The sequence below is a fragment of the Clostridium sp. Marseille-P2415 genome (genome assembly GCF_900155545.1).
Lineage (GTDB): Bacteria > Bacillota > Clostridia > Lachnospirales > Lachnospiraceae > Lacrimispora.
Map to the genome: position 1 here is coordinate 3,827,325 of NZ_LT732526.1, position 19,190 is coordinate 3,846,514.

The 19,190-nt window shown below is 43.5% G+C and carries 23 protein-coding genes and 2 pseudogenes; 22 read left to right on the forward strand and 3 right to left on the reverse strand.

Translation table 11 applies throughout. The annotated features are described in order from the left end of the window. The first annotated feature begins 444 nt into the window (after positions 1–444). Positions 445–1,221 carry a DUF2971 domain-containing protein gene (locus BQ9856_RS22485; protein WP_077612994.1) on the forward strand — a complete coding sequence of 259 codons (777 nt, stop codon included), beginning with the start codon at positions 445–447 and terminating at the stop codon, positions 1,219–1,221. A 581-nt stretch (positions 1,222–1,802) separates the two neighbouring features. Here BQ9856_RS22485 and BQ9856_RS22490 read toward each other — a convergent pair. Further along, a complete protein-coding gene (locus tag BQ9856_RS22490; protein ID WP_077612995.1) occupies positions 1,803–2,123 on the reverse strand; it encodes a helix-turn-helix domain-containing protein in 321 nt (106 codons plus the stop codon). Between the two features lie 191 nt (positions 2,124–2,314). Between BQ9856_RS22490 and BQ9856_RS22495 the strand changes: the two genes are divergently transcribed. The 8 genes and pseudogenes from BQ9856_RS22495 to BQ9856_RS25865 all read left to right on the forward strand — a co-directional run. Next, entirely contained in the window at positions 2,315–2,515 is a 201-nt protein-coding gene (locus BQ9856_RS22495; RefSeq protein WP_077612996.1) for a hypothetical protein, read from the forward strand. A 4-nt stretch (positions 2,516–2,519) separates the two neighbouring features. Continuing rightward, complete coding sequence (locus BQ9856_RS22500) at positions 2,520–2,909, forward strand: hypothetical protein (protein ID WP_077612997.1); 390 nt, start codon at positions 2,520–2,522, stop codon at positions 2,907–2,909. Then, entirely contained in the window at positions 2,902–4,764 is a 1,863-nt protein-coding gene (locus BQ9856_RS22505; protein WP_077612998.1) for a bifunctional DNA primase/polymerase, read from the forward strand. The genes BQ9856_RS22500 and BQ9856_RS22505 overlap by 8 nt, the downstream gene beginning before the upstream one ends. Before the next feature lie 207 nt (positions 4,765–4,971). Continuing rightward, the gene (locus BQ9856_RS22510; RefSeq protein WP_077612999.1) at positions 4,972–5,235 is read left to right on the forward strand and encodes a hypothetical protein; all 264 of its coding nucleotides are present in this window, start codon (positions 4,972–4,974) and stop codon (positions 5,233–5,235) included. A 16-nt stretch (positions 5,236–5,251) separates the two neighbouring features. After that, positions 5,252–5,395 carry a hypothetical protein gene (locus BQ9856_RS24655; protein ID WP_159442066.1) on the forward strand — a complete coding sequence of 48 codons (144 nt, stop codon included), beginning with the start codon at positions 5,252–5,254 and terminating at the stop codon, positions 5,393–5,395. 20 nt (positions 5,396–5,415) lie between these two features. Then, entirely contained in the window at positions 5,416–5,736 is a 321-nt protein-coding gene (locus tag BQ9856_RS22515; RefSeq protein ID WP_077613000.1) for a hypothetical protein, read from the forward strand. Between the two features lie 799 nt (positions 5,737–6,535). Continuing rightward, on the forward strand, positions 6,536–7,504 hold the full coding sequence (locus BQ9856_RS22520) for a sigma-70 family RNA polymerase sigma factor (protein ID WP_077613001.1): 969 nt from the start codon (positions 6,536–6,538) through the stop codon (positions 7,502–7,504). 784 nt (positions 7,505–8,288) lie between these two features. Beyond that, a pseudogene (locus BQ9856_RS25865) lies at positions 8,289–8,429 on the forward strand (helix-turn-helix domain-containing protein); the annotation flags it as partial. Between the two features lie 39 nt (positions 8,430–8,468). Here BQ9856_RS25865 and BQ9856_RS25405 read toward each other — a convergent pair. Beyond that, complete coding sequence (locus BQ9856_RS25405; RefSeq protein WP_235839337.1) at positions 8,469–8,708, reverse strand: hypothetical protein; 240 nt, start codon at positions 8,706–8,708, stop codon at positions 8,469–8,471. 111 nt (positions 8,709–8,819) lie between these two features. Here BQ9856_RS25405 and BQ9856_RS25410 point away from each other — a divergent pair, with 111 nt between their 5' ends. The 5 genes from BQ9856_RS25410 to BQ9856_RS22545 all read left to right on the forward strand — a co-directional run bounded on the left by BQ9856_RS25410 (position 8,820) and on the right by BQ9856_RS22545 (position 13,012). Then, a complete protein-coding gene (locus BQ9856_RS25410; RefSeq protein ID WP_235839338.1) occupies positions 8,820–9,299 on the forward strand; it encodes a hypothetical protein in 480 nt (159 codons plus the stop codon). Positions 9,300–9,355: 56 nt separating this feature from the next. Next, positions 9,356–10,558, forward strand: coding sequence for a tyrosine-type recombinase/integrase (locus tag BQ9856_RS22530; protein ID WP_159441907.1), 1,203 nt, complete (start codon positions 9,356–9,358; stop codon positions 10,556–10,558). After that, positions 10,555–11,523 carry a tyrosine-type recombinase/integrase gene (locus BQ9856_RS22535; RefSeq protein ID WP_159441906.1) on the forward strand — a complete coding sequence of 323 codons (969 nt, stop codon included), beginning with the start codon at positions 10,555–10,557 and terminating at the stop codon, positions 11,521–11,523. Before BQ9856_RS22530 ends, BQ9856_RS22535 begins: the two co-directional genes overlap by 4 nt. Further along, the gene (locus BQ9856_RS22540; RefSeq protein WP_077609171.1) at positions 11,513–12,538 is read left to right on the forward strand and encodes a tyrosine-type recombinase/integrase; all 1,026 of its coding nucleotides are present in this window, start codon (positions 11,513–11,515) and stop codon (positions 12,536–12,538) included. The genes BQ9856_RS22535 and BQ9856_RS22540 overlap by 11 nt, the downstream gene beginning before the upstream one ends. 204 nt (positions 12,539–12,742) lie before the next feature. Next, on the forward strand, positions 12,743–13,012 hold the full coding sequence (locus BQ9856_RS22545) for a hypothetical protein (protein ID WP_077613003.1): 270 nt from the start codon (positions 12,743–12,745) through the stop codon (positions 13,010–13,012). A gap of 209 nt (positions 13,013–13,221) precedes the next feature. Here BQ9856_RS22545 and BQ9856_RS22550 read toward each other — a convergent pair whose 3' ends face one another. Continuing rightward, positions 13,222–13,539, reverse strand: a complete 318-nt coding sequence (locus BQ9856_RS22550; protein ID WP_077613004.1) for a helix-turn-helix domain-containing protein — start codon at positions 13,537–13,539, stop codon at positions 13,222–13,224. Positions 13,540–13,866: 327 nt separating this feature from the next. Between BQ9856_RS22550 and BQ9856_RS22555 the strand changes: the two genes are divergently transcribed. The 8 genes and pseudogenes from BQ9856_RS22555 to BQ9856_RS24665 form a co-directional block, all read left to right on the forward strand. Then, positions 13,867–14,142 carry a hypothetical protein gene (locus BQ9856_RS22555; RefSeq protein WP_077613005.1) on the forward strand — a complete coding sequence of 92 codons (276 nt, stop codon included), beginning with the start codon at positions 13,867–13,869 and terminating at the stop codon, positions 14,140–14,142. 271 nt (positions 14,143–14,413) lie between these two features. Continuing rightward, positions 14,414–14,728: a hypothetical protein gene (locus BQ9856_RS22560; RefSeq protein WP_139348751.1), complete on the forward strand. Its 315-nt coding sequence runs from the start codon at positions 14,414–14,416 to the stop codon at positions 14,726–14,728. 14 nt (positions 14,729–14,742) lie between these two features. After that, the gene (locus BQ9856_RS22565) at positions 14,743–14,997 is read left to right on the forward strand and encodes a hypothetical protein (RefSeq protein ID WP_077613007.1); all 255 of its coding nucleotides are present in this window, start codon (positions 14,743–14,745) and stop codon (positions 14,995–14,997) included. Further along, positions 14,972–15,319 carry a hypothetical protein gene (locus tag BQ9856_RS22570; RefSeq protein WP_077613008.1) on the forward strand — a complete coding sequence of 116 codons (348 nt, stop codon included), beginning with the start codon at positions 14,972–14,974 and terminating at the stop codon, positions 15,317–15,319. Before BQ9856_RS22565 ends, BQ9856_RS22570 begins: the two co-directional genes overlap by 26 nt. A gap of 149 nt (positions 15,320–15,468) precedes the next feature. Then, positions 15,469–15,630, forward strand: coding sequence for a hypothetical protein (locus BQ9856_RS24660; protein WP_159442067.1), 162 nt, complete (start codon positions 15,469–15,471; stop codon positions 15,628–15,630). A 41-nt stretch (positions 15,631–15,671) separates the two neighbouring features. Further along, the gene (locus BQ9856_RS22575; RefSeq protein ID WP_159442068.1) at positions 15,672–15,905 is read left to right on the forward strand and encodes a hypothetical protein; all 234 of its coding nucleotides are present in this window, start codon (positions 15,672–15,674) and stop codon (positions 15,903–15,905) included. 59 nt (positions 15,906–15,964) lie between these two features. After that, entirely contained in the window at positions 15,965–17,086 is a 1,122-nt protein-coding gene (locus BQ9856_RS22580) for a tyrosine-type recombinase/integrase (protein ID WP_077613010.1), read from the forward strand. Between the two features lie 913 nt (positions 17,087–17,999). Next, a pseudogene (locus tag BQ9856_RS24665) lies at positions 18,000–19,190 on the forward strand (hypothetical protein); the annotation flags it as partial.

Below are 19,190 nucleotides of genomic sequence, written 5' to 3' on the forward strand. Positions count from 1 at the left end.
GTCTTTATCCCTCCATCTGTCTGAAAAAAATTTTTATTTTATTCTTTTTATAGGATAACATTTTTATGTCATAGTTGCAATGGCATTTTGCATAAAATAATTATTTATCTTTGGTTTATTTATACAGGTTTATCAAGTACTACGGTGTACTGAAAATCAGTATTTCCGTGGTGTTTTATATTGTCATTGGTTATTGGAATTTGTCTTTGTGTGGGTATAAAGTGGGTATGGATTTGTGCTATGAATGTTCTGAGGAGCTTAAACGGATATTGGACAGGCTCCGTACAGAGGTAAGGCATGGAAAGTCTCTGGAGACCCTGAAGAGAGATTCAGAAAGGCATACATATATTAAAGGAATAAGAGGTAGTACTTGAATAACTGAGTACTTCTCATTTAGGCGAATATGGTATATGATTATAAAAAAGCTGGGAGGATTATAAATAAATGAACAGCAGAAAAAAGGAGTTTAGAGAAAGATTTATAGATCAAATTGCAACAGGAAATTTAGAGCAGACACAACAATTTTTTTGGGATTTTATAAGCGAAATTCCTTATAGTCTATTCAGGTATAGGTCGGGAACAGGAAAGTATGAAGATGGAAGTATTTATGATTTGAATGCCCTAAATGATAATACTATATTTTTAGGGGCTGCAGCAAGACAAAATGATTTAAATGATAGTTTAGTTTATTTTAACGCAGTAGCTGAAATTAAAAGGCTAGGTTTATACGATAAAATTGATAAAGAAACATTTCAAACAATTGCTAATTATTTAGATGGCCCCTACAGTAAAAGAATGCAAAAGGAAACATTTATTGGTTGCCTATCTGAGGTTAAACCTTATGGTGAGAGATACTCAGATTATATGTGGGAGGAATACGCTAATAATAAGAGCGGCTTTTGTATTGAATATAGATATTTAGACTTTGCAGCTCCACTTTTTCCGGTAAATTATAATAATTATTTTAATCGTAATGTTCGTGAAGATACAATAATTACGAGCATAATAACAACTAAAGAAGAAATATGGGAGAAGGAAGAAGAATGGCGAATAATAAAGACTGGAAAAGGTGGTAATATAGAAGCACCAATACCGATACACTTATACATTGGGGAATTTTGTGAGGGAAATAATAAAGAGCTATATGATGGACTAATGAATTATTCAAAAAATCATAAGCAAATTGAAGTTATAGATATGAGAAGCAAACCACATAGTTAGCATATATTTTGAACTATAAAATTATCAGACAACCCTCATAGAATAAGGGTTTCTGCTTGCATACCCCCTCCCCTTTTGGTATAATATCTATAAGCAAACAAAAATTGACAAGTACCCCAGGTTGCAGCCTGGAGGCCATATCAAGGCGCAGGAATAGGATAATCCAGTTTTGGATTTTCTTGTTCTTGCGCTTTTTGTTTGTAGAAATCGAATTGAAAAAGCCAGGCGGTAGGGAAGTGCCTGGCTTTTATGTTGTACATATCACTTATTATAAAATATTTAGTTCTTTTTTTATGTCCGATATTTTTCTCATACAACGTCTGTATTCCATAAGGTCATATTCCCGGTAAAGAATAAAAACTGAAACGACAAATATGATCCAGAGAACAACCCCTGCCCCGATCACCATTGATCTACCTTTATCAGTTTGAAAAAGACTGACTGTTATTGCTGCAAGAATAAAGAGGATAAGATATTGCTGCCATCTTCCATTGGCCGTGTAATACTTAATGGCAGAAGATAAAAAATCAATAGGTGTTGTCCAGGATTGCATGACAAAGTGTGATTGTAAGTTTTCAGCTTTATTGCAAGGCTTCCATTAGTTCAGTGGTATCATATTTCGAATCGCGGGAAATTAATTCATTGCTACTTGAGAAAGTCTCATTATCTCCCTTTAAGATAAAATCAGTAGATACATCAAAATATTCTGAATATAAGATTATTAGATCAGGAGTCAAAGAAGCCTCCCCATTTTCTAAACTTAATAATTTTGATTGTGTCATTTTGATGCCGTTATTTGCAAATTCATCAACTAATTTCCTTTGAGAAAAACGCCGTTCCATCTCGTCTGTTTTTGATTCACGGAGCAACCTCAACCGAGCACCCATTTCTATGTAATCCATGCAAAACCTCCCTAAATATTGAATATATAGATAAAATATCTGATTTTAAGATTGAAAATATTTATTGTTAAAAGGCAATTATCGGGTATTTGATATAGAAAATCGATCACACGTTCGATATGCTTAGTATACCACAAGGGGTAATGTGGTGCAATACTTAAACAATCTTAAATAGGAAAGGAGCCAATACAATGAGAGCAAGAGCCATGAACACAATAGCAGGAGAAAGCCGCTTGATGGACACGGAGGAATTAAGAGCCTATACCAACTTAGGCCGCAACAATGCCATGAAGTTAGGGGAGGAGATCGGGGCCAAGATTAAGATAGGAAAGCGTGTCCTCTGGGATAAGGTCAAAATCGATCAGTATTTCAATGAATTAACGGGGGTATAAGTCTATGCAGGAAAATAAACGCATGGGGCTAATGAAAGAAGCCCAGGACCACACACCAGATCAGGAGCCGGCGGCAACCGTAGAACCTGAGAAAACCTGTAATTCCTTCATGGTAATGGAAGCATTACGGCCAGGGAAGGAAAATGCTATCAGCGTACAGGAATTATATACATATTTAAAATTTGATAATGTCCGGGAGCTGCAAAAGGAGATCGCCAGAGAGAGAAAGGCAGGGGCGGTCATTCTTTCCAACTGTCAGGAGGGAGGAGGCTATTTCCTTCCTGGGAGTGACCAAGAGGTAAAGCAGTTTATAAAGACATTAGAGAACAGGGCCAGAAACACCTTTGCGGCCCTCCATTCAGTACGGCAGCAGGAGGAAGTTCTAAATGAATGATGGCATGAAAGATCATGCTCTGCATTATGCCCGGTTAGGGCTGGCCGTGTTCCCGATCAAGCCCAGAAGCAAGCAGCCACTCACGGCCCACGGGTTTAAAGACGCTTCCAAAGATCAGCAGCAAATAGATCAGTGGTGGAAGCAATGGTCTGATGCAAATATCGGGATTGCCACAGGGAGTGCTTCCGGGGGCTTGGTGGTGATTGATTTAGATATAGACGATAAAAAGGGGTTAGACGGACGTGTGACGCTTAGAGAGTGGGAAGTGCAACACGGGAAACTGCCTGATGAAACATGGACGGCAATTACTGGCCGGGGAGGGTGTCATTACTTTTATCATGACACATCAACGGTGAGGAACCGGACAGGAATTTATAAAGGAATTGATGTAAGGGGCGAGGGCGGTTATATTGTAGCACCTCCCAGTGTACACCCAAACGGGAACGCCTATACCTGGGAGCGTGACCCGGTTCTTTATCCTCTGGTAGAAGCAAATGGAATTGTATTTGATTTTCTTTGCCCACATGAGGGGAAGCAGGAGAGCAAGCCTTTTGCATTGCCCGATCAAATCATTGACGGGGAAAGAACAAGCGCAATGGTCAGGCTGGTATGCAGCCAGCAGGCAAAAGGGCTTTCAGATGAAGCAATAAGGGCCGCCGTGAGGGCAGAAAATGAGCAGAAATGCATTCCCCCGTTGACTGATAGAGAGCTAGAAAAAGAGGTATTCCCGGCGATTACAAGGTATCAGAAGGGGACAGCCCCATACCAAGAGAGAGACTTTTCAAGGCGGAGCGATTGGAATGTACAACCGCGAAAGGTTAAGCCCGGACCTGTGAAACTAATATCTATGGATCAGGTAGAAGAGAGGGAACCGGAATGGTTAATCAATGATTACATACCCAGAGGACAAATTACAGTGCTTGCCGGTGATGGCGGATCTGGGAAAACGACAATTTGGTGTGCGATTGCGGCAGACGTAAGCAGTGGATCAAAATGCTTTTTGAATCAGGACAACCCCTTTGCAGGAAATTGTAAGCCAGGTAAAGTACTATTCTTTTCTTCTGAGGATACGGCAGAATATACACTGGTAGGCAGATTACGAAAGAATGGAGCTAAATTAGAGAATGTTTTTTCGCTCAGTTTGTCAGATGATGCCTTTTCAGAGATAAAGTTTGATTCGGAACGCTTGGAAGAAATAATCAAGGAACATCGCCCCGAACTGGTATTATTTGACCCTTTACAGAGCTTTATTCCTCCCAATATCCAAATGGGGCAGCGGAATGCAATGAGGGCGTGCCTAAACCCTTTAATCGGGCTAGGTGAACAATATGGAGTTACATTTATTATTGTGGTTCATACCAATAAACAGTCCGGTATATGGGGGAGAAAGCGCATTGCAGACAGCGCGGAAATTTGGGATATTGCCAGGAGTGTATTAATTGCTGGGGAAAGCAATGACGGGATGCGATATCTTTCTCAGGAGAAAAGCAATTATGGGCCGTTGGCTCAGACGGTGCTTTTTAAGCTGGATTCCGGAAAGGTAGAGTTTGAAAGCTATACCGATAAGAAAGATAAGGATTTTGTGGCAGCAGCTACGGCGGCTACTTACCAAGCCCCTGCCCGGGAAGATGCCAAGGCTTTCATACTGGACTATTTAAAAGACGGAGAAAAGGAAACTTCTGATCTGGATGAAATGATGAAAGCTCAGGGAGTATCGAAAGAAACACTAAAAAGAGCTAAGGCCGATTTGAAGAAAGATAACCAAATATTTTACTTTAATCGAGGCTACGGATCAGAGAAAAAGTTTTACTGTAAACTAACCGCTCCTATACCCAGTGAAACCTTGACCGAGTAAAGGAGAAAACATAGATTTTATAAGGTTTTGTATTTACTGGGTCACCTTGACCCAGTAAACGAGTAAAGGATTGCTTATTGGGTCACCCTGACCCAGTAAACAAAGGCCATGTAAAATAAGGCTTTCCTCCTTACTGGGTCAAGGATTCTCTGTATATATGAGGGGTGCCCCAGTAAAGGCGGAAGAAAGAAAAGGAGAATTATAAGAATGAATAAATATTGGTATGTCGTACAGAACGAAGAAAATAAGGAACAGAATGAATATTTGATAGGGTTTTTATACGGGAGATCGGATGCCACAGAGGAAGAATTGATAGAGTGCACTAAGACATATTGCAGGGAAAAGGAGTACAGGCTTGCTTTGTTAATACAAATGCCTTTTAGGATGCCGCTCATTAATCAGATATATCCTTATGAACAGACAGAAGAAACCATGATGTGTTTGGAATATGCTTTACAGACCATTATGTAAGAGGAAGGGACTAATTATGGCTTGCGTGCTTAATCGTTCTGATCCGGCAGACACTTTCCGGAACTGGCTTAAGCGTCAGTCAGAATTGAATGCCGTGGCAGAGAAGGAGCGTTTAAAGCGTGAACAGATGAACCGTTTGCTTAATGGGGATACTTTTTGAGTGTAAGGGAGGGAAAGGACATGCTTTTAAATAAATTGTTTGAGGCCATAGGGATTCCGATGGAAGTAAGAAATGTTATGGTTGATTATTGTGATTGTAAGGGAAATTTCTATCATAAGCCCCTTCAAACGGTTTGCCCGTTGGAGGTTGTGGAGACTGATACAGAGTTTATAAAAAGAATCAAGGAGGAAATCCGGCAGCAGGGTTTTTCTGTATGCGGAATCCATGAGGTCATAGGAGATTTTGAAATGAAGGAGCTGGAAGAGATTTTCAACGGCAGTGGATTCGGGAAATATCCCATGCGGACCATATACATAGATATTGATAAGGCAATGAGATAGGATTAAAGGCCCCAGGCTCTCCCTGTGATGGCTTGGGGCAATTTGTTAAGAATTGTTAAGGTCTGAATGCTAACAAATGCTAACTTTTGTTAACGTTGAATGCTAATATTTGCTAAGGTTGCACCCTAAGAAACTCTAAGGTATTCGGAGATTCCGGAGGCCCTAAAAGGGAATATCCTGACATCGTCACGCACGCGGAGTATTTGGCACTTTTGGCGGGCTTAATAAAGAATAAGTTGACATCGTCACACGCGCGGAATATTCGGACATCGTTACGCGCTCATGACGGGATATAATAAGAGGACTGTGTGTAAAAAGTGTGCACATAAAATCTGAAAAGGTGTGCATCAGAATATAGCATTCGGGGGATTTCCAAAACCGACGAATAAGAAGAACCCCGCAAAACCCAACATTCACACAGTAGAGAATAGTTTTTTTCGGTTGAACTCCGGACGAACTCCGGAGAATCCACATCCTGCAGGACGGGTGAACCCCGAGCGAAGCCCGAAGAAATATGTTCGAAGCGTGAGGGAAGCGAGAGAAAAACAACTCGAATATGATGTACTTCCAAAACCACGAATACGGAGTACAACTTTAAAATAGTGTGCTGACCAGGGCCTATTATCGGGGTAATACATACTTTTCAAAACGAAACAAATACCGAACGTTGCACTTCCAAAACAAACTCAAATAGCGAACGTTGCAAAAGTCTGGCCGGAAGAAAAAAAGGTATTGAACAGAGAGCGAACAGAGGAAAATTCAAATTAAAGCGAGGTCGAAGCAAGGAGGGCAGCAGGATATGACTAACGAAGAACTTGTAATCAGGATCAAGGCCGGGATTGATCCTGCGGAGAATATGCTTGCCCTGTATGAGCAGGTGAAAGCCTTTATTCATTCCGTAGCCTGGAAGCACCGGGGCCAGGAAGAAGTAGAGGACTTGGAGCAGGAGGGTTATCTTGCCCTATACGATGCCATAGACGGCTATGATCTGGAAGCCGGCTGTAAGTTCCTCACCTATGCGGAATACTGGATCAAGCAGCGCATTATGAGGTACATAGAGCGGAACTCCTGCTGCCTGCGTCTTTCCTTCCATAGCCAGGCACGATTACGGCAATATAAGCGGTACTGTGATTCCTTTATGAAAAAGCATGGCCGGGAACCGTCAGAAGCCGAGACAGCCGCACAAATGGTTCTAAGTATAGATCAGGTTAGGGAAGTCCATAAAAACGCCTGTATGGCGAATCTGGGAAGCCTGGACGCTCCTGTAAAGGGATTTGAAGAGGAAGGTTTTACCGTGGGTGATAGCGTTCCTTCCGGGGAGGATATGGAAGGGGACGCGCTTGATCAGCTTAAGGCGGTGCTATGGGAATGTATGGACAGCCAGCCGGGCCGCCAGCCGGAAGTGATCCGAAAGCAGTACCAGGACAACATGACTATGGCAGAGATAGGAAGGGAATACGGCGTTTCCCGTGAAGCTATCCGGCAGGATCAGGCTAAGGCACTCCGGGAGCTGCGCAAGCCCAAGAAATCAGAGAGATTAAGACCATTCTTGCCGGAAGATGAAAGAATCTACAGCATGGGCCTTTCCGGAAACGGTGTGGGGCGGTTCAATCAGACATGGACCAGTTCTACAGAGAGGGCGGTTATTGTAAGGGAGGAACTGGCAGAGCGGATGGAAGAACATAAGCGGTGGCTCGAAGAGGTCCGGGAGGAGTTGCGACGGTCGCAACAGGCCAGGAGGGAAAGAAGGGCTGCGCAGGAGGGTTGACGGGCCCATAACGGGTACTCAAATTGAGGGAGGGTTGGGGACCGCTTGTCCCCCTCGTATTGCAGGGATCAACATGACGTAGAACCCTGGCATTCAACGCCATTGTTGAATGGGGTAGCAATTTGCGACACCGTCGGCGTTCGTACCGGAAAACAAATGCAAAATTGCGCTGGTTATGTGCCGCTGGTTTTCATCATGAAGTACGAAGAGGGCACAAACCACGAGGGAACAACGAGAAAAGTGATGATGTCGAAGGAAAGACGGCATGACCGTTAAGGAAAAGTAATTGCACATTGAAATGGGATATGTTACCATAGTGACATGGAACAATCGTGTCACTGCAAGGGCGTTGGCCTTCTATCTTTACATAGATAGGAGGTGGTGCGGATGAAATATGACTTTAAGGACCTTATGGCCTTTGGTTCATTCATTTTAGCATTGCTTACCTTTATTTTTTATAATTGTAAGTAGCATTTTTCTATAAAGTCCTGGAAACAGGCATAGAAAAACCACCCTTGTATACTTTGGTCGAGTGAAAAGGGTGGAGTTTTCTATCATTGTCATGGGCCAACCCCTTGTATTGGGGCGGTTGTTCCTTTTGTAATTCAAATATAACATATCTTATGCAACATTTCAAGCCTTATTCGCCCTGATCGGATACGTACCTTGAATGAAAAACTAAATTCTACACTTCCTTTTTCACTCTAGCATTTAGTCTTACTTAAACTCTAGCACATTTTCATATATAATGGATGAGGTTTCCAATCCGCAGAAAGGAGACCTTATGTCTAACTTAATTCCAGGAAACCAGAAACATTTAACCCAAGAGGACAGAGTCTTCATTGAGTCTTCTCTAGGCAGGAACATGCCTTTTAGTGAGATTGCCAAATACTTGTGCAAAGATCCTTCTACCATATCCAAAGAAGTCAAAAAGCACCGCCTTCTTAAGGAACATAACGATTTTTCATCTCCTAACCAGTGTGCACACCGTACCTCCTGCCGACTCCACAATGTCTGTAACAGAGCAATTCCCTGTAAAAAAGAGTGTCGTACCTGTAACGCCTGTAATATGCGCTGTCCCCACTTTGAAAAAGAAAGCTGCAAAACTATAAAGAGGGCTCCCTTCGTCTGCAACGGCTGCTCCAAAAAGGCGCAGTGCAGGCAGGAACGCTATTTCTACAAAGCTGTCTCTGCCAACCGCCATTACCGCACCATACTATCTGAATCACGGGTTGGTATTAACATCTCTGAACCGGATATGCAATGGCTTGACTCCCTGGTCTCTCCACTTATCCTTCAGGGGCAGACCCCTTACATGATTCTTAAGGCTCATCCGGAAATCAATTGTTCTGTAAAGACTCTCTATAATTACATAGAGTCCGGTGCTTTAAGTGTTAAGAACCTTGATCTGCAAAGAAAGGTCAAATATAAGCTCCGTAAACCTCATGCCTCTCAAATCAATGATACCGGCATTTTCCAAGGGCGTTCTTTTAAAGACTTTACCTCCCTTCTGGCTGAGCATCCGGATACTAACGTCGTAGAGATGGATACCGTTGTTGGATGCGATGGCAGCCGCAAAGTTTTTTTAACCCTTTATTTTCGCGTCTGCAAGCTGATGCTTATTTATCTGCTTCCGGATAAGACCACAACGAGTGTTAAAAAGGTATTTGATTCTCTTGAAAAGGCATTAGGAACACTGCTATTCTGCCAACTCTTTCAGGTCATACTCACAGATTATGCCGAAGAAAAAACTATACCGAAAAACCACCAAAAATGCTATAAATACTGTGCCTAATGCTATTTCTTCGACATAATGTTTTATACTTGAGGTACCAAGAAAGGAGGTACCTCATGATTGAGATTAATACCATTTGCGAGCTGTTGCTCGAAGCATTACAGGATGCAGGATACAATAAATCCACTATTTTTAACTACCAAGGTGCTGTTAGAAGATTCAAAGCTTTCTGTTCAGAGAAGGATGTAACTGTGTATACTACGGAATTCGGAAAGCTTTATTCAGATGATGTCATAAGTCCCAAAACCGGGCAATTCAGCACAGAACGATACCATTTGCATGGACGGTTCATCCGATTGATGAATTCATACTACAGTACCGGGCAATTCGATTTTTCTATCGTAAAGCGAGGAAAAGTAGCGCCAACTAATCCACTACACAAGGATGTTTACGGCGGCTATCAGAAGGTGCTCCATATGCAGTACACAAATGAGAATACTATCCATTTTTATGAGTATGAGTTTTATTACTTTCTGCAGTTCCTTCATAGTGCTGGCATTGATGACATTGCAACAATTACACCAGAAACACTCTTTTCCTACATTCAGACTTCAAAAACAAACAGACAGAGAGCAGTTCTTTGCGGTTTAAGATCATCAATGAAATACCTTAGAAGAGATGACCTGATTGTCTCTATACTTGGAATTCATTCGCCTCGGGCACGTCGAATTATTCCTACATTGACAGATGATGAGAATCAACGACTGAGCACTGCTATTGAGTCTTCGGAGGTTACTCTTCGTGATGCTGCTATCGTTCTTCTGGGTATGTCATCAGGGATACGGGCCTGCGACCTGATAAAGCTGAAGCTGTCAGATATCGATTGGATTAGTGAAACGATATCTTTTCATCAGAGCAAAACCGGAAACTTTGTATGTCTCCCACTCATTCCATCTGTTGGAAATGCGATTTTCAGATACCTTCACGAAGAAAGACCAGCAGCTAATAATGACTTCCTGTTTGTACGTGAACTGGCTCCCTTTGATCCATTCACTGACCATTCAAGCTGCTACGAAGTAGTTCGTCGGGTTTTCTGCCAGGCAGGGATAGATAAGGAAAGCCGTATTCTTGGGATGTGCCTTTTGCGCCATAATGCAGCATCCACTATGGTAAAGAATGCTGTGCCGATTGAAACAATCGCCGCTGTTCTTGGACATGTCAATCCGGATACGACAGATATATATATCACTACAGATGAATATCGCCTTAGAGAATGCGTCCTGCCTATGACAGGCATATCCAAGGAGGTGAATCCATGAATACAGATTTCATAAGTGCCCTCGCACCTCAGCTTGAAAGCTTCCTTGAATTCAAACATTCCATTGGCATACAGTACAAATCGGCTTCATGTCACTTACGGAACCTGGATGAGTATAACTTTTCAAACGGCAACTCAAGCAGTTTGAATAAAGAAACCGTTGAAGGATGGGCTGCAGCGAAGAGTTGTAAATCAACAACACCGAATCGGAGTTGGATATCTCCTATAAGAGAATTCGGACGATATCTACATAGTATCGGCGTTCCCGATGCATATGTACTGGGTGACAAGTACAGAATCCAGAGCTACCACGCCGAAGTCTACCTGATGAGTGAAGCTGAGATACTGGCTTTCTTCAAGGAGTGCGATTCATACGTACTCAGAAAGAACTACTTGGGCAGGGCATATGTTTTACCTGCACTGTATCGTTTCCTTTATTGTTGTGGCGTACGATGCGGTGAAGCGCGACATCTTCGTTGCGAAAACGTACATCTTGATAATGGTTTTGTTGATATCCTTCAATCCAAAGCTCACTGTGACAGACGCTTGTATCTGTCAGAGGAACTTACAGATTATCTAAAAAAATATGACTGCGCCATAAACGCCTGTTTTCCATCAAGAGAATACTTTTTTCCGGGTGGAAAAGGTGGCATGTGTTCTTCGACTTCATTGACGGTGAATTTCAAAAGCATCTGGGATGCTGCCGGCCTTAAAAGAGATGGAAAAGTCAAACCACGCGCTTATGACTTCCGACATCACTTTGCATGTGCTAACATCTTGAAGTGGTCTAAAGAGGAAACGGATGTACATGCGATGTTCCCTTATCTTATGAGATATATGGGGCACTCATCCCTCGAAAGCACCTATTACTATATACACTTGATACCGGATTTCTTTCCTCAGTACTCTATTCTTACATCATCAATGGAATCTCTTATTCCGGAGGTAGAAGACGATGAAGTATAAGCGAAAGAAGGATAAAAGTTTCTGGATTATGGCACGTCTTTACCTTCATGATTACATGCCGGTAATAAGAAATCTGTCAGACAAATCCGTAGAGGCTTACAAACAGTCACTTAAATCCTATCTGTCTTTTCTTGAAAAGGAGAAGTTATTAAAAGATGATAACGTCACATTTGAAGCTTTTTCACGGGAGAACATCAAGGAGTTTGTTGAATGGATGAAATCCAGTGGCTACTCTCCTAAAAGTATTAATCTCAAACTCACAGCAATCCGGTCATTCCTGAAATACTGTGGAGAAGAGGATTTCGAGCTCAAAGCACTATATACAGAAGCATGTTTAATAAAGAAACTGAAGGAAGAAAAACATCCCATACAGTATCTCCAACCAAAAGCAACTGCCGCCATTCTGGCTGCATCCGATACAAAGACCTCCAAGCATCGTCGAAATCGAATGATGCTCATTCTGCTCTATGATACTGGTGCAAGGGTACAGGAATTGGCTGAATTAGATATATCTTCACTGCACCTAGATGCGTCAAATCCATTCATAACGCTCGTCGGCAAGGGTCAAAAGAGCAGAAATGTACCATTGATGAATAAAACTGTTACACATCTTCAAAACTACCTGAAAGAGTTTCATCCTAAGAATAAAGAATGTCCATTGTTTTACAGCCTTTTGGATGGAAAAACTCATCGGTTATCAACAGACAGCATTAGCCTAGTTCTTAAGACCGCTGCTGATACTGCTCGTGAAACCTGTTCCGAAGTACCTGATAATGTCCACTGTCATTTGATTAGAAAAACGAAAGCCATGGATTTATATAGGAATGGAGTTCCCTTGCCATTTATTATGCAGTTTCTTGGTCATGAAAGTATGTCAACAACATCCGGCTTCTATGCATTCGCAACACTTGAAATGATGGGTGACGCTATGAAGAAAGCATCGCCGGATTCCACTGTTGCAGAGAAACTTTGGAAAAAATCTGATGTACACCATGCACTGTATACGTTGGATTAACTGATTACTATGCCGAAGAAATGTCAGTAAAAGTATTTTCTAAGCAATTCTCAGGAATTCTTCGGCATAGTTTTTTCTTCGGCATAATCTGTGATATACCGAATTCGGTATAACACAGATCGGGGTGGGGAGTTTTCTAATCCTGATGCACTCGAAACAGGTCAGGACGGGGTCATCAGGACAAGCGTTTATTATTGTGATCCAATGGCTTCCGGACAAAAAGGCGGCCTCGAAAAGAATCACGAATACATCCGCTATGTTCTTCCAAAAGGAAGTTCCTTTGATGCACTTACACAATGGGATGCTTATAAACTTGCCAGCCACATCAATTCGGCAGCGAGAGCCAGTTTAAATGATCTCCACCCACTCAAGCTGGCTCAGATGCTGCTGGGCAAAGAAGCCCTTGATGCATTCAGGCTACATGAGATTGATGCTGATAACATCATTCTCACCCCTGAGCTGCTCAAAAAGTAACCTCTAACTTTGTTTTAGCGGATGGGAAACTTGTTTACACATCTATCACCACATCCAAAAACAGGTGGAATTTAGTCTTTCACAGCAAATTTCCAGCTGTTTGTTTGCTATACATTTTTTTGCTTTCAAGGGTCTGAATACACACTTATTATACACGGTAAAATCTATTTCTGCATAGAAATGTACCTCAAAAAAGTCGAAAACTGGATTTAAGTCTGCACTATGGAATTTAACTTTACACTGGAATTCACTTTTTCAATCAAGCGATCGGATACGTACTCCATAATATCCCCTGGTTGGCAATTTAACAATTCACAGATGATGGAAATGTTTTCCCATGATACTGGTTCATTATCACGAAGTTTTTGCATGGTTGCTTCCCCCATTATCTTTTCTTTCCTCAAACGGTATGATGAAAAGCCTGCGGTCTTAAGCGCAGATAGAACGTTAATTTTGTATTGTATTGGCATATATTCACCTTCTTTCTTCTTTGGCTGGGGCGTGAAAAAAAGGCACACCTCTTCCATTATAGCCTTATTATAGCATAGACACACACTAGATTCAAGTGTATAAAGTTACTAAATAAACACTAATAATTTGTGTATATTATCCATATACAACCACTAGATATTAGTGTATAATAAGTACATAAGATAAAGGAACGGCAAATGAACAACCCGAAAGGTTGTGAAGCTGAAAACCATATACGGGTGAGCGAGAGCAATAGAACCGAAGATGATTCAGACGGAAGTCTTCCTAAAACATAATCAAGGATTCAATCCCGGTGAGGAGGTGCCAAGATTGGCGAACAATAGCCCGGTAAGAATCCACCAGTAGGAAAGGAGAACAACCAAATGGGAGAAAGAGCCATTGAAAACAGAGTAAAGAAGCTCAAAGCGATTGAGGCCCAGCAGAAAGCGTTAGAGCAGGAAGCGGATAAGCTGAAAGAGGAAATCAAGAAGAAAATGGAAGCCAGGGGAGCAGAGGAGTTAAAAGCCGGGAGCTTCCTCGTAAGGTGGAAGAGTGTTATAGGCAGCAGATTTGACAGTAAAGCATTCCAGAAGGAGCATAAAGCCCTTTATAGCCAGTATTTGAAGCAGACAGAGGGTAAGCGGTTCACCGTAGCATAACGGTCCAGTAAGCGCACAGAGCTAATAAAGGAAGCCCGGGCAGCAGTGAGTAACGGCAATTACATTGACCCGCTGCCTGGCCACACACCAAAGTAAAAACCCTATGCGTCGGCAAACGCACAGGGCTAATAAAAGAATATAACCCGACCACACACCAATGCGATAGGGATATTCTGATTATAACACAGAATAGTCCCTTTGCAACCCAAAATGTAAAGGAGAATGATACCAATGCAGTGGTTTGTTGTTTTCCTGGAAAGAGGAAGACTTTGTGAATATAAAAATTGTTAATGCAGAATTAGGAATAGCTTCCTGCAGCAGAAATCATGTTCCAGGGGACCTCCTTGAACCAAGTACCATTATCTTTTTTTATTATCAGAGAAGAGACTGGATTGTCTTTAATGAAGAACACCGGGATCATGAAATATATTTAGAGTTTGTCCAGGAATATATGAAGCTTGATGATAGGCAGCGTAAAGTATTTATAGATCAGATAGATATTCCAGAGGTTCGTAAAATGATTGACACCGTTAACCTGATTTTGCGGATTCGCCGGAAGCGGTACCGGAAAATGAAAGCAGCGTAAGAGGAGGAAAGGCTATGCAAAGAATGATTTTAGTTCCGGTTGAGCAGTACAACCGCATGATAGAAAGTTATGATAAGGCCATGGAGGAGCTGCAAGAGGTAAAGGGGCAGCTTAAGGCCATGAAGCACCAGGACGATGATGTGGCCAGGAACTCAAAGTGTATGAGATCATGGACAAGCATAACTGTGATCGGGACGTTGTGGAGCTTCTTCTCCAGGATCAGGAGAAAGGAGGGAGCATCACATGACAAAACAGGACGTTATCAATAATATTATGGCAAGTTACGGGGATTGTGATATTTCTCTTGACTGGTTGGAGGATTTAATTAGAATCTGCAGAGAGAAAGGTTTATCCTATCAGACGGCTTATAACAGGATCAGAATGGAGATCGGTACCGCAGCGGGTACGAGAGAGGTATTTACCATAACAGAAACAGCGGAGGCCCTGGGAGCGTCAGAGGATAAAGTGATTGAAGCTGCCCTGCGGCTAAACAACGAAGCAGAGGCGGCAGGAGAAGGGAAGGAACGCCATTACATGAAGGTTGATCCGGATATGATTCAGCGGTTTGTTATCCAGCCAGGAGAACTGTAAGGCCGGGAGCAATAACTTTAATTCTGGGGAAAGGAAGTTGTGACATTACAACTAAAAAGGTTTGCCAAATTTGGCGAAACCTTTCCCGCCAATCCGGGATTCGTTCAGGGAACCACAACATTATAGTGGTCATTGAGAAAGGAGCCGTTATGACAAGAGAACAGAAGGTGGACATCACCCTGGAGGAGCTGGACCGTGAAATTACGATAGCTACCTATCAGGAGAAACGGAGTGCCTTGCTGCAGCATTTGCCCGTATTGAGAGTGAAAGGGCAGCATGGGGTAATGAAATGCCACTCCCTTCCAGTGTAATGAATACTGATATCCAGGCAGCCGGGAAAGATTCCGTTGCAGTGTTAAAAGAATTATACGGATTTTATGTATCCGATGTGCGTTACAGTGAAAAAGACCAGGGTTTACCAGTCTCTGAAGCGGAAAATGGCTTGCATGTCTTGATAGAAGGTCATTTGGATAATGCAACGAAGTTAGAGACGGAAAACCTCTTGATTAATACTATGGCAGATTATGAGCAGCAGGGCTTTATTAATGGGTTCCGTTATGCAACGGCAATATGGAAAGCGTGTTGAATACATGGCGGCAGGAAGAAACAGGACCTGCTGCCTTTCTGAAAAAGGAGTGAAATAATATGGCAGTAGATAAAAACGGGAAGCCGTTACCGCCTGGGATCAGGCAGCGGAGCAATGGAAATTATGAAGGACGTGTAAAGGCGGATTATCAAAGCTATTCTGTTTATGGAGATACCGTCACAGAAGTAAAGAAGAAAATGACTGATTTAAGATATAAGCTGGAACACGGGGAATTTATAGCCAGTTCCAAGATCACGCTGGGAGAATGGTTTAAGACCTGGATAGAGCAGTATAAGGAGAATCGAGTTAAGGCCGGAACCATTATTTTCTACAATGACTATTTCAATTATTACATCAAAGATAGCATAGGGAAAAAGAAGCTGGCGGATATCCGAGGAGAACATGTTCAGAAGTTTTATAATGATCTGGTAAAGAAGGGGCTTGCTCTATCCAGCATAAAGATCATATCTGCTATTCTTAATGGCTGCCTGAAACAGGCAATGAAAAATGGATTGATTGAGCGGAACCCGGTACCGCTGGCCACGTTACCCAAAGGAAAATTAAAAAGTGGTCACAGGGTATTTACAAAAGAAGAACAAGATATTTTCATGAAATATGCCCAGGACAGCTATTTATATAATATGTTTGCCCTGACAATCAGAACCGGGCTGAGAAGCGGGGAAATCCGAGGCCTGAAGCTGTCAGATGTGGACAAGGCAGCGAACTTATTGCATATACAAAGAACCCTGAAATATGCCACTGGAAGGGGGTATTTTGAAGACATTCCAAAGACTGCCACATCAAAGCGAGATATTCCCCTTACCAAGGACATGATAGCCATTATCGAAAAAGAAAAGCAAGCCTATGGGGAAAAAGTGCTTAGAATGGACGGATATATTTTTCACCTTCCCGATGGAACGCCGATCAGCAGGGGAAGGTTTCAGAATGAGATAGACCGAATCGTGAAAAGAATCAATGAAGCTGGTACCAGGTTTGGTAGATTTACTCCACACTGCTTCCGACATACATTCGCAACCAGAGCCATAGAAAATGGGATGAAACCCCAGACCCTTAAAACGATCTTGGGACATTCCACTTTGGCTATGACCATGGACCTATATTCTCATGTTTTACCAACAACCAGAGCGGAGGAAATGGAGCTGATCGCAAAAGCATTTTAAATATCTGTGAAGAGAGCCGAAGGAGGCTCTTTTCTGCGTTTTGAGAGAATATAAAATATATTTGTGGGTAAATTGTGGGTACGCCACTGCATTTCCAAATTATTTAAAACTACGGGAGAGTCAGGATTTCCCCTATTTTAAAAGAAATTTCAAACAATTCCTGTCATGTAAAAATATTCCTGTGCATAAAATAATTATAAAGGAGTGGTGGCATGTCTAACTATCGAAGACTAATCTCATATATTTATGCCTATGAAGGCGGAGTCAAAGGAAAAAACATCGGATTTGCCAAGATAGAGACGAGAGGAATCCAGTGCAAGATTACGGTCAGTGTCAAAAGGGTATATGTGGGCGGCAATGACATCGGAGTATACTTATTAGCCGGAGATCAGGAAATATACCTGGGAAATATTTTTATACGCGGCGGTTCCGGTGAATTCAGAACCGCAGTATCTTCAAGTGATATAGAGCACTCCGGTATTTGCATGGATCAGTGTTTCGGACTGACCATCCATGATGTGAAAAATACATGGCGTTCCTATACGACCATATGGGAAGATGCTGTTGCCCACGCAGCAGAAGTGGATTTGGAAAATACGGTTTCTTCGTCAAAGGAGAAAGGCCAGGCCACGATATCGGATGAACAGATAAAGAGAGCGGTACGTGAAATCGAAGAAGAGTTCCCTCTGGGAACCAATGAGTCCCGGACCGCTGACCAGGCATCTGCTTCGGGAGAGGAAGAAGAGGCGGAGACTTCTTCCGATGATCTTGAGGCGACGGGGGAAAGCCTGATTCAGGAGGAAAAGCAGCGATCGGAAGGGGAGAATTTGCAGACGGAAATGCTGCAGGAAGCCTCTCCAGCGGTGGAAGCCCAGCAGCAGGACACTCGTCCAAACATAACAGGACCCATACCATGGTGGCAGCGGGGTACCAGTCCGCCAGGAACGATGCCGGAAGAACAGGCGGGGTCCCAACCAGTAATGACAGGGCCGATGCCAGGGGGACAGCCGGGGACCCGTCCGGCGACAACAGGGCCGATACCGGATACCAGTACAATAATAACAGGGCCGATGCCGGGAACCCGTCCAGCAACAACAGGGCCAATGCCAGGAGGTCAGCCGGGAACACGCCCAGTAACAACAGGGCCGTTGCCGGGAGGCCGTCAGGGAACTATTCCGGCAACGACAGGACCAATACCGGGAGGTCAGCCGGGAACTGTACCGACAATGACAGGACCAATACCGGGAGGTCAGCCGGGAACTGTGCCGACAATGACAGGACCAATACCGGGAGGTCAGCCGGGAACTGTGCCGACAATGACGGGACCAATACCGGGAAGCCGTCCTGGAACTGTTCCGGCAATGACAGGACCAATACCGGGAAGCCGTCCTGGAACTGTGCCGACAATGACGGGGCCAATACCGGGAACTGTACCGACAATGACAGGACCAATACCGGGAGGCCGTCCTGGAACTGTGCCGACAATGACAGGACCAATACCGGGGAGCCGTCCTGGAACTGTGCCGACAATGACAGGACCAATACCGGGAGACCGGCAGGGAACCATACCGACAATGACGGGACCAATACCGGGAAGCCGGCCTGGAACTGTACCGATAATGACGGGACCAATACCGGGAGGCCAGCCTGGAACTGTGCCGACAATGACGGGACCAATACCGGGAGGCCGTCAGGGAACTGTTCCAACGACGACAGGGCCGATACCAGGAGGGCAGCCGGTAACCATACCTACAATGACAGGGCCGATGCCAGGAGGCCGTCAGGGAACTGTGCCGACAATGACAGGACCAATACCGGGAGGCCGTCAGGGAACCATACCGACAATAACAGGACCAATACCAGGAGTCCAGCCGGGAACTGTGCCAACAATGACAGGACCAATACCGGGAGGCCGTCAGGGAACTGTTCCGACGACGACAGGGCCGATACCGGGGGGCCGTCAGGGAACTGTGCCTACGATGACAGGACCAATACCAGGAGGCCGCCAGGGAACCATACCGACAATGACAGGACCAATACCGGGAGGCCGTCAGGTAACCATACCAACAATGACGGGACCGATACCGGGAGTACAGCCGGGAAC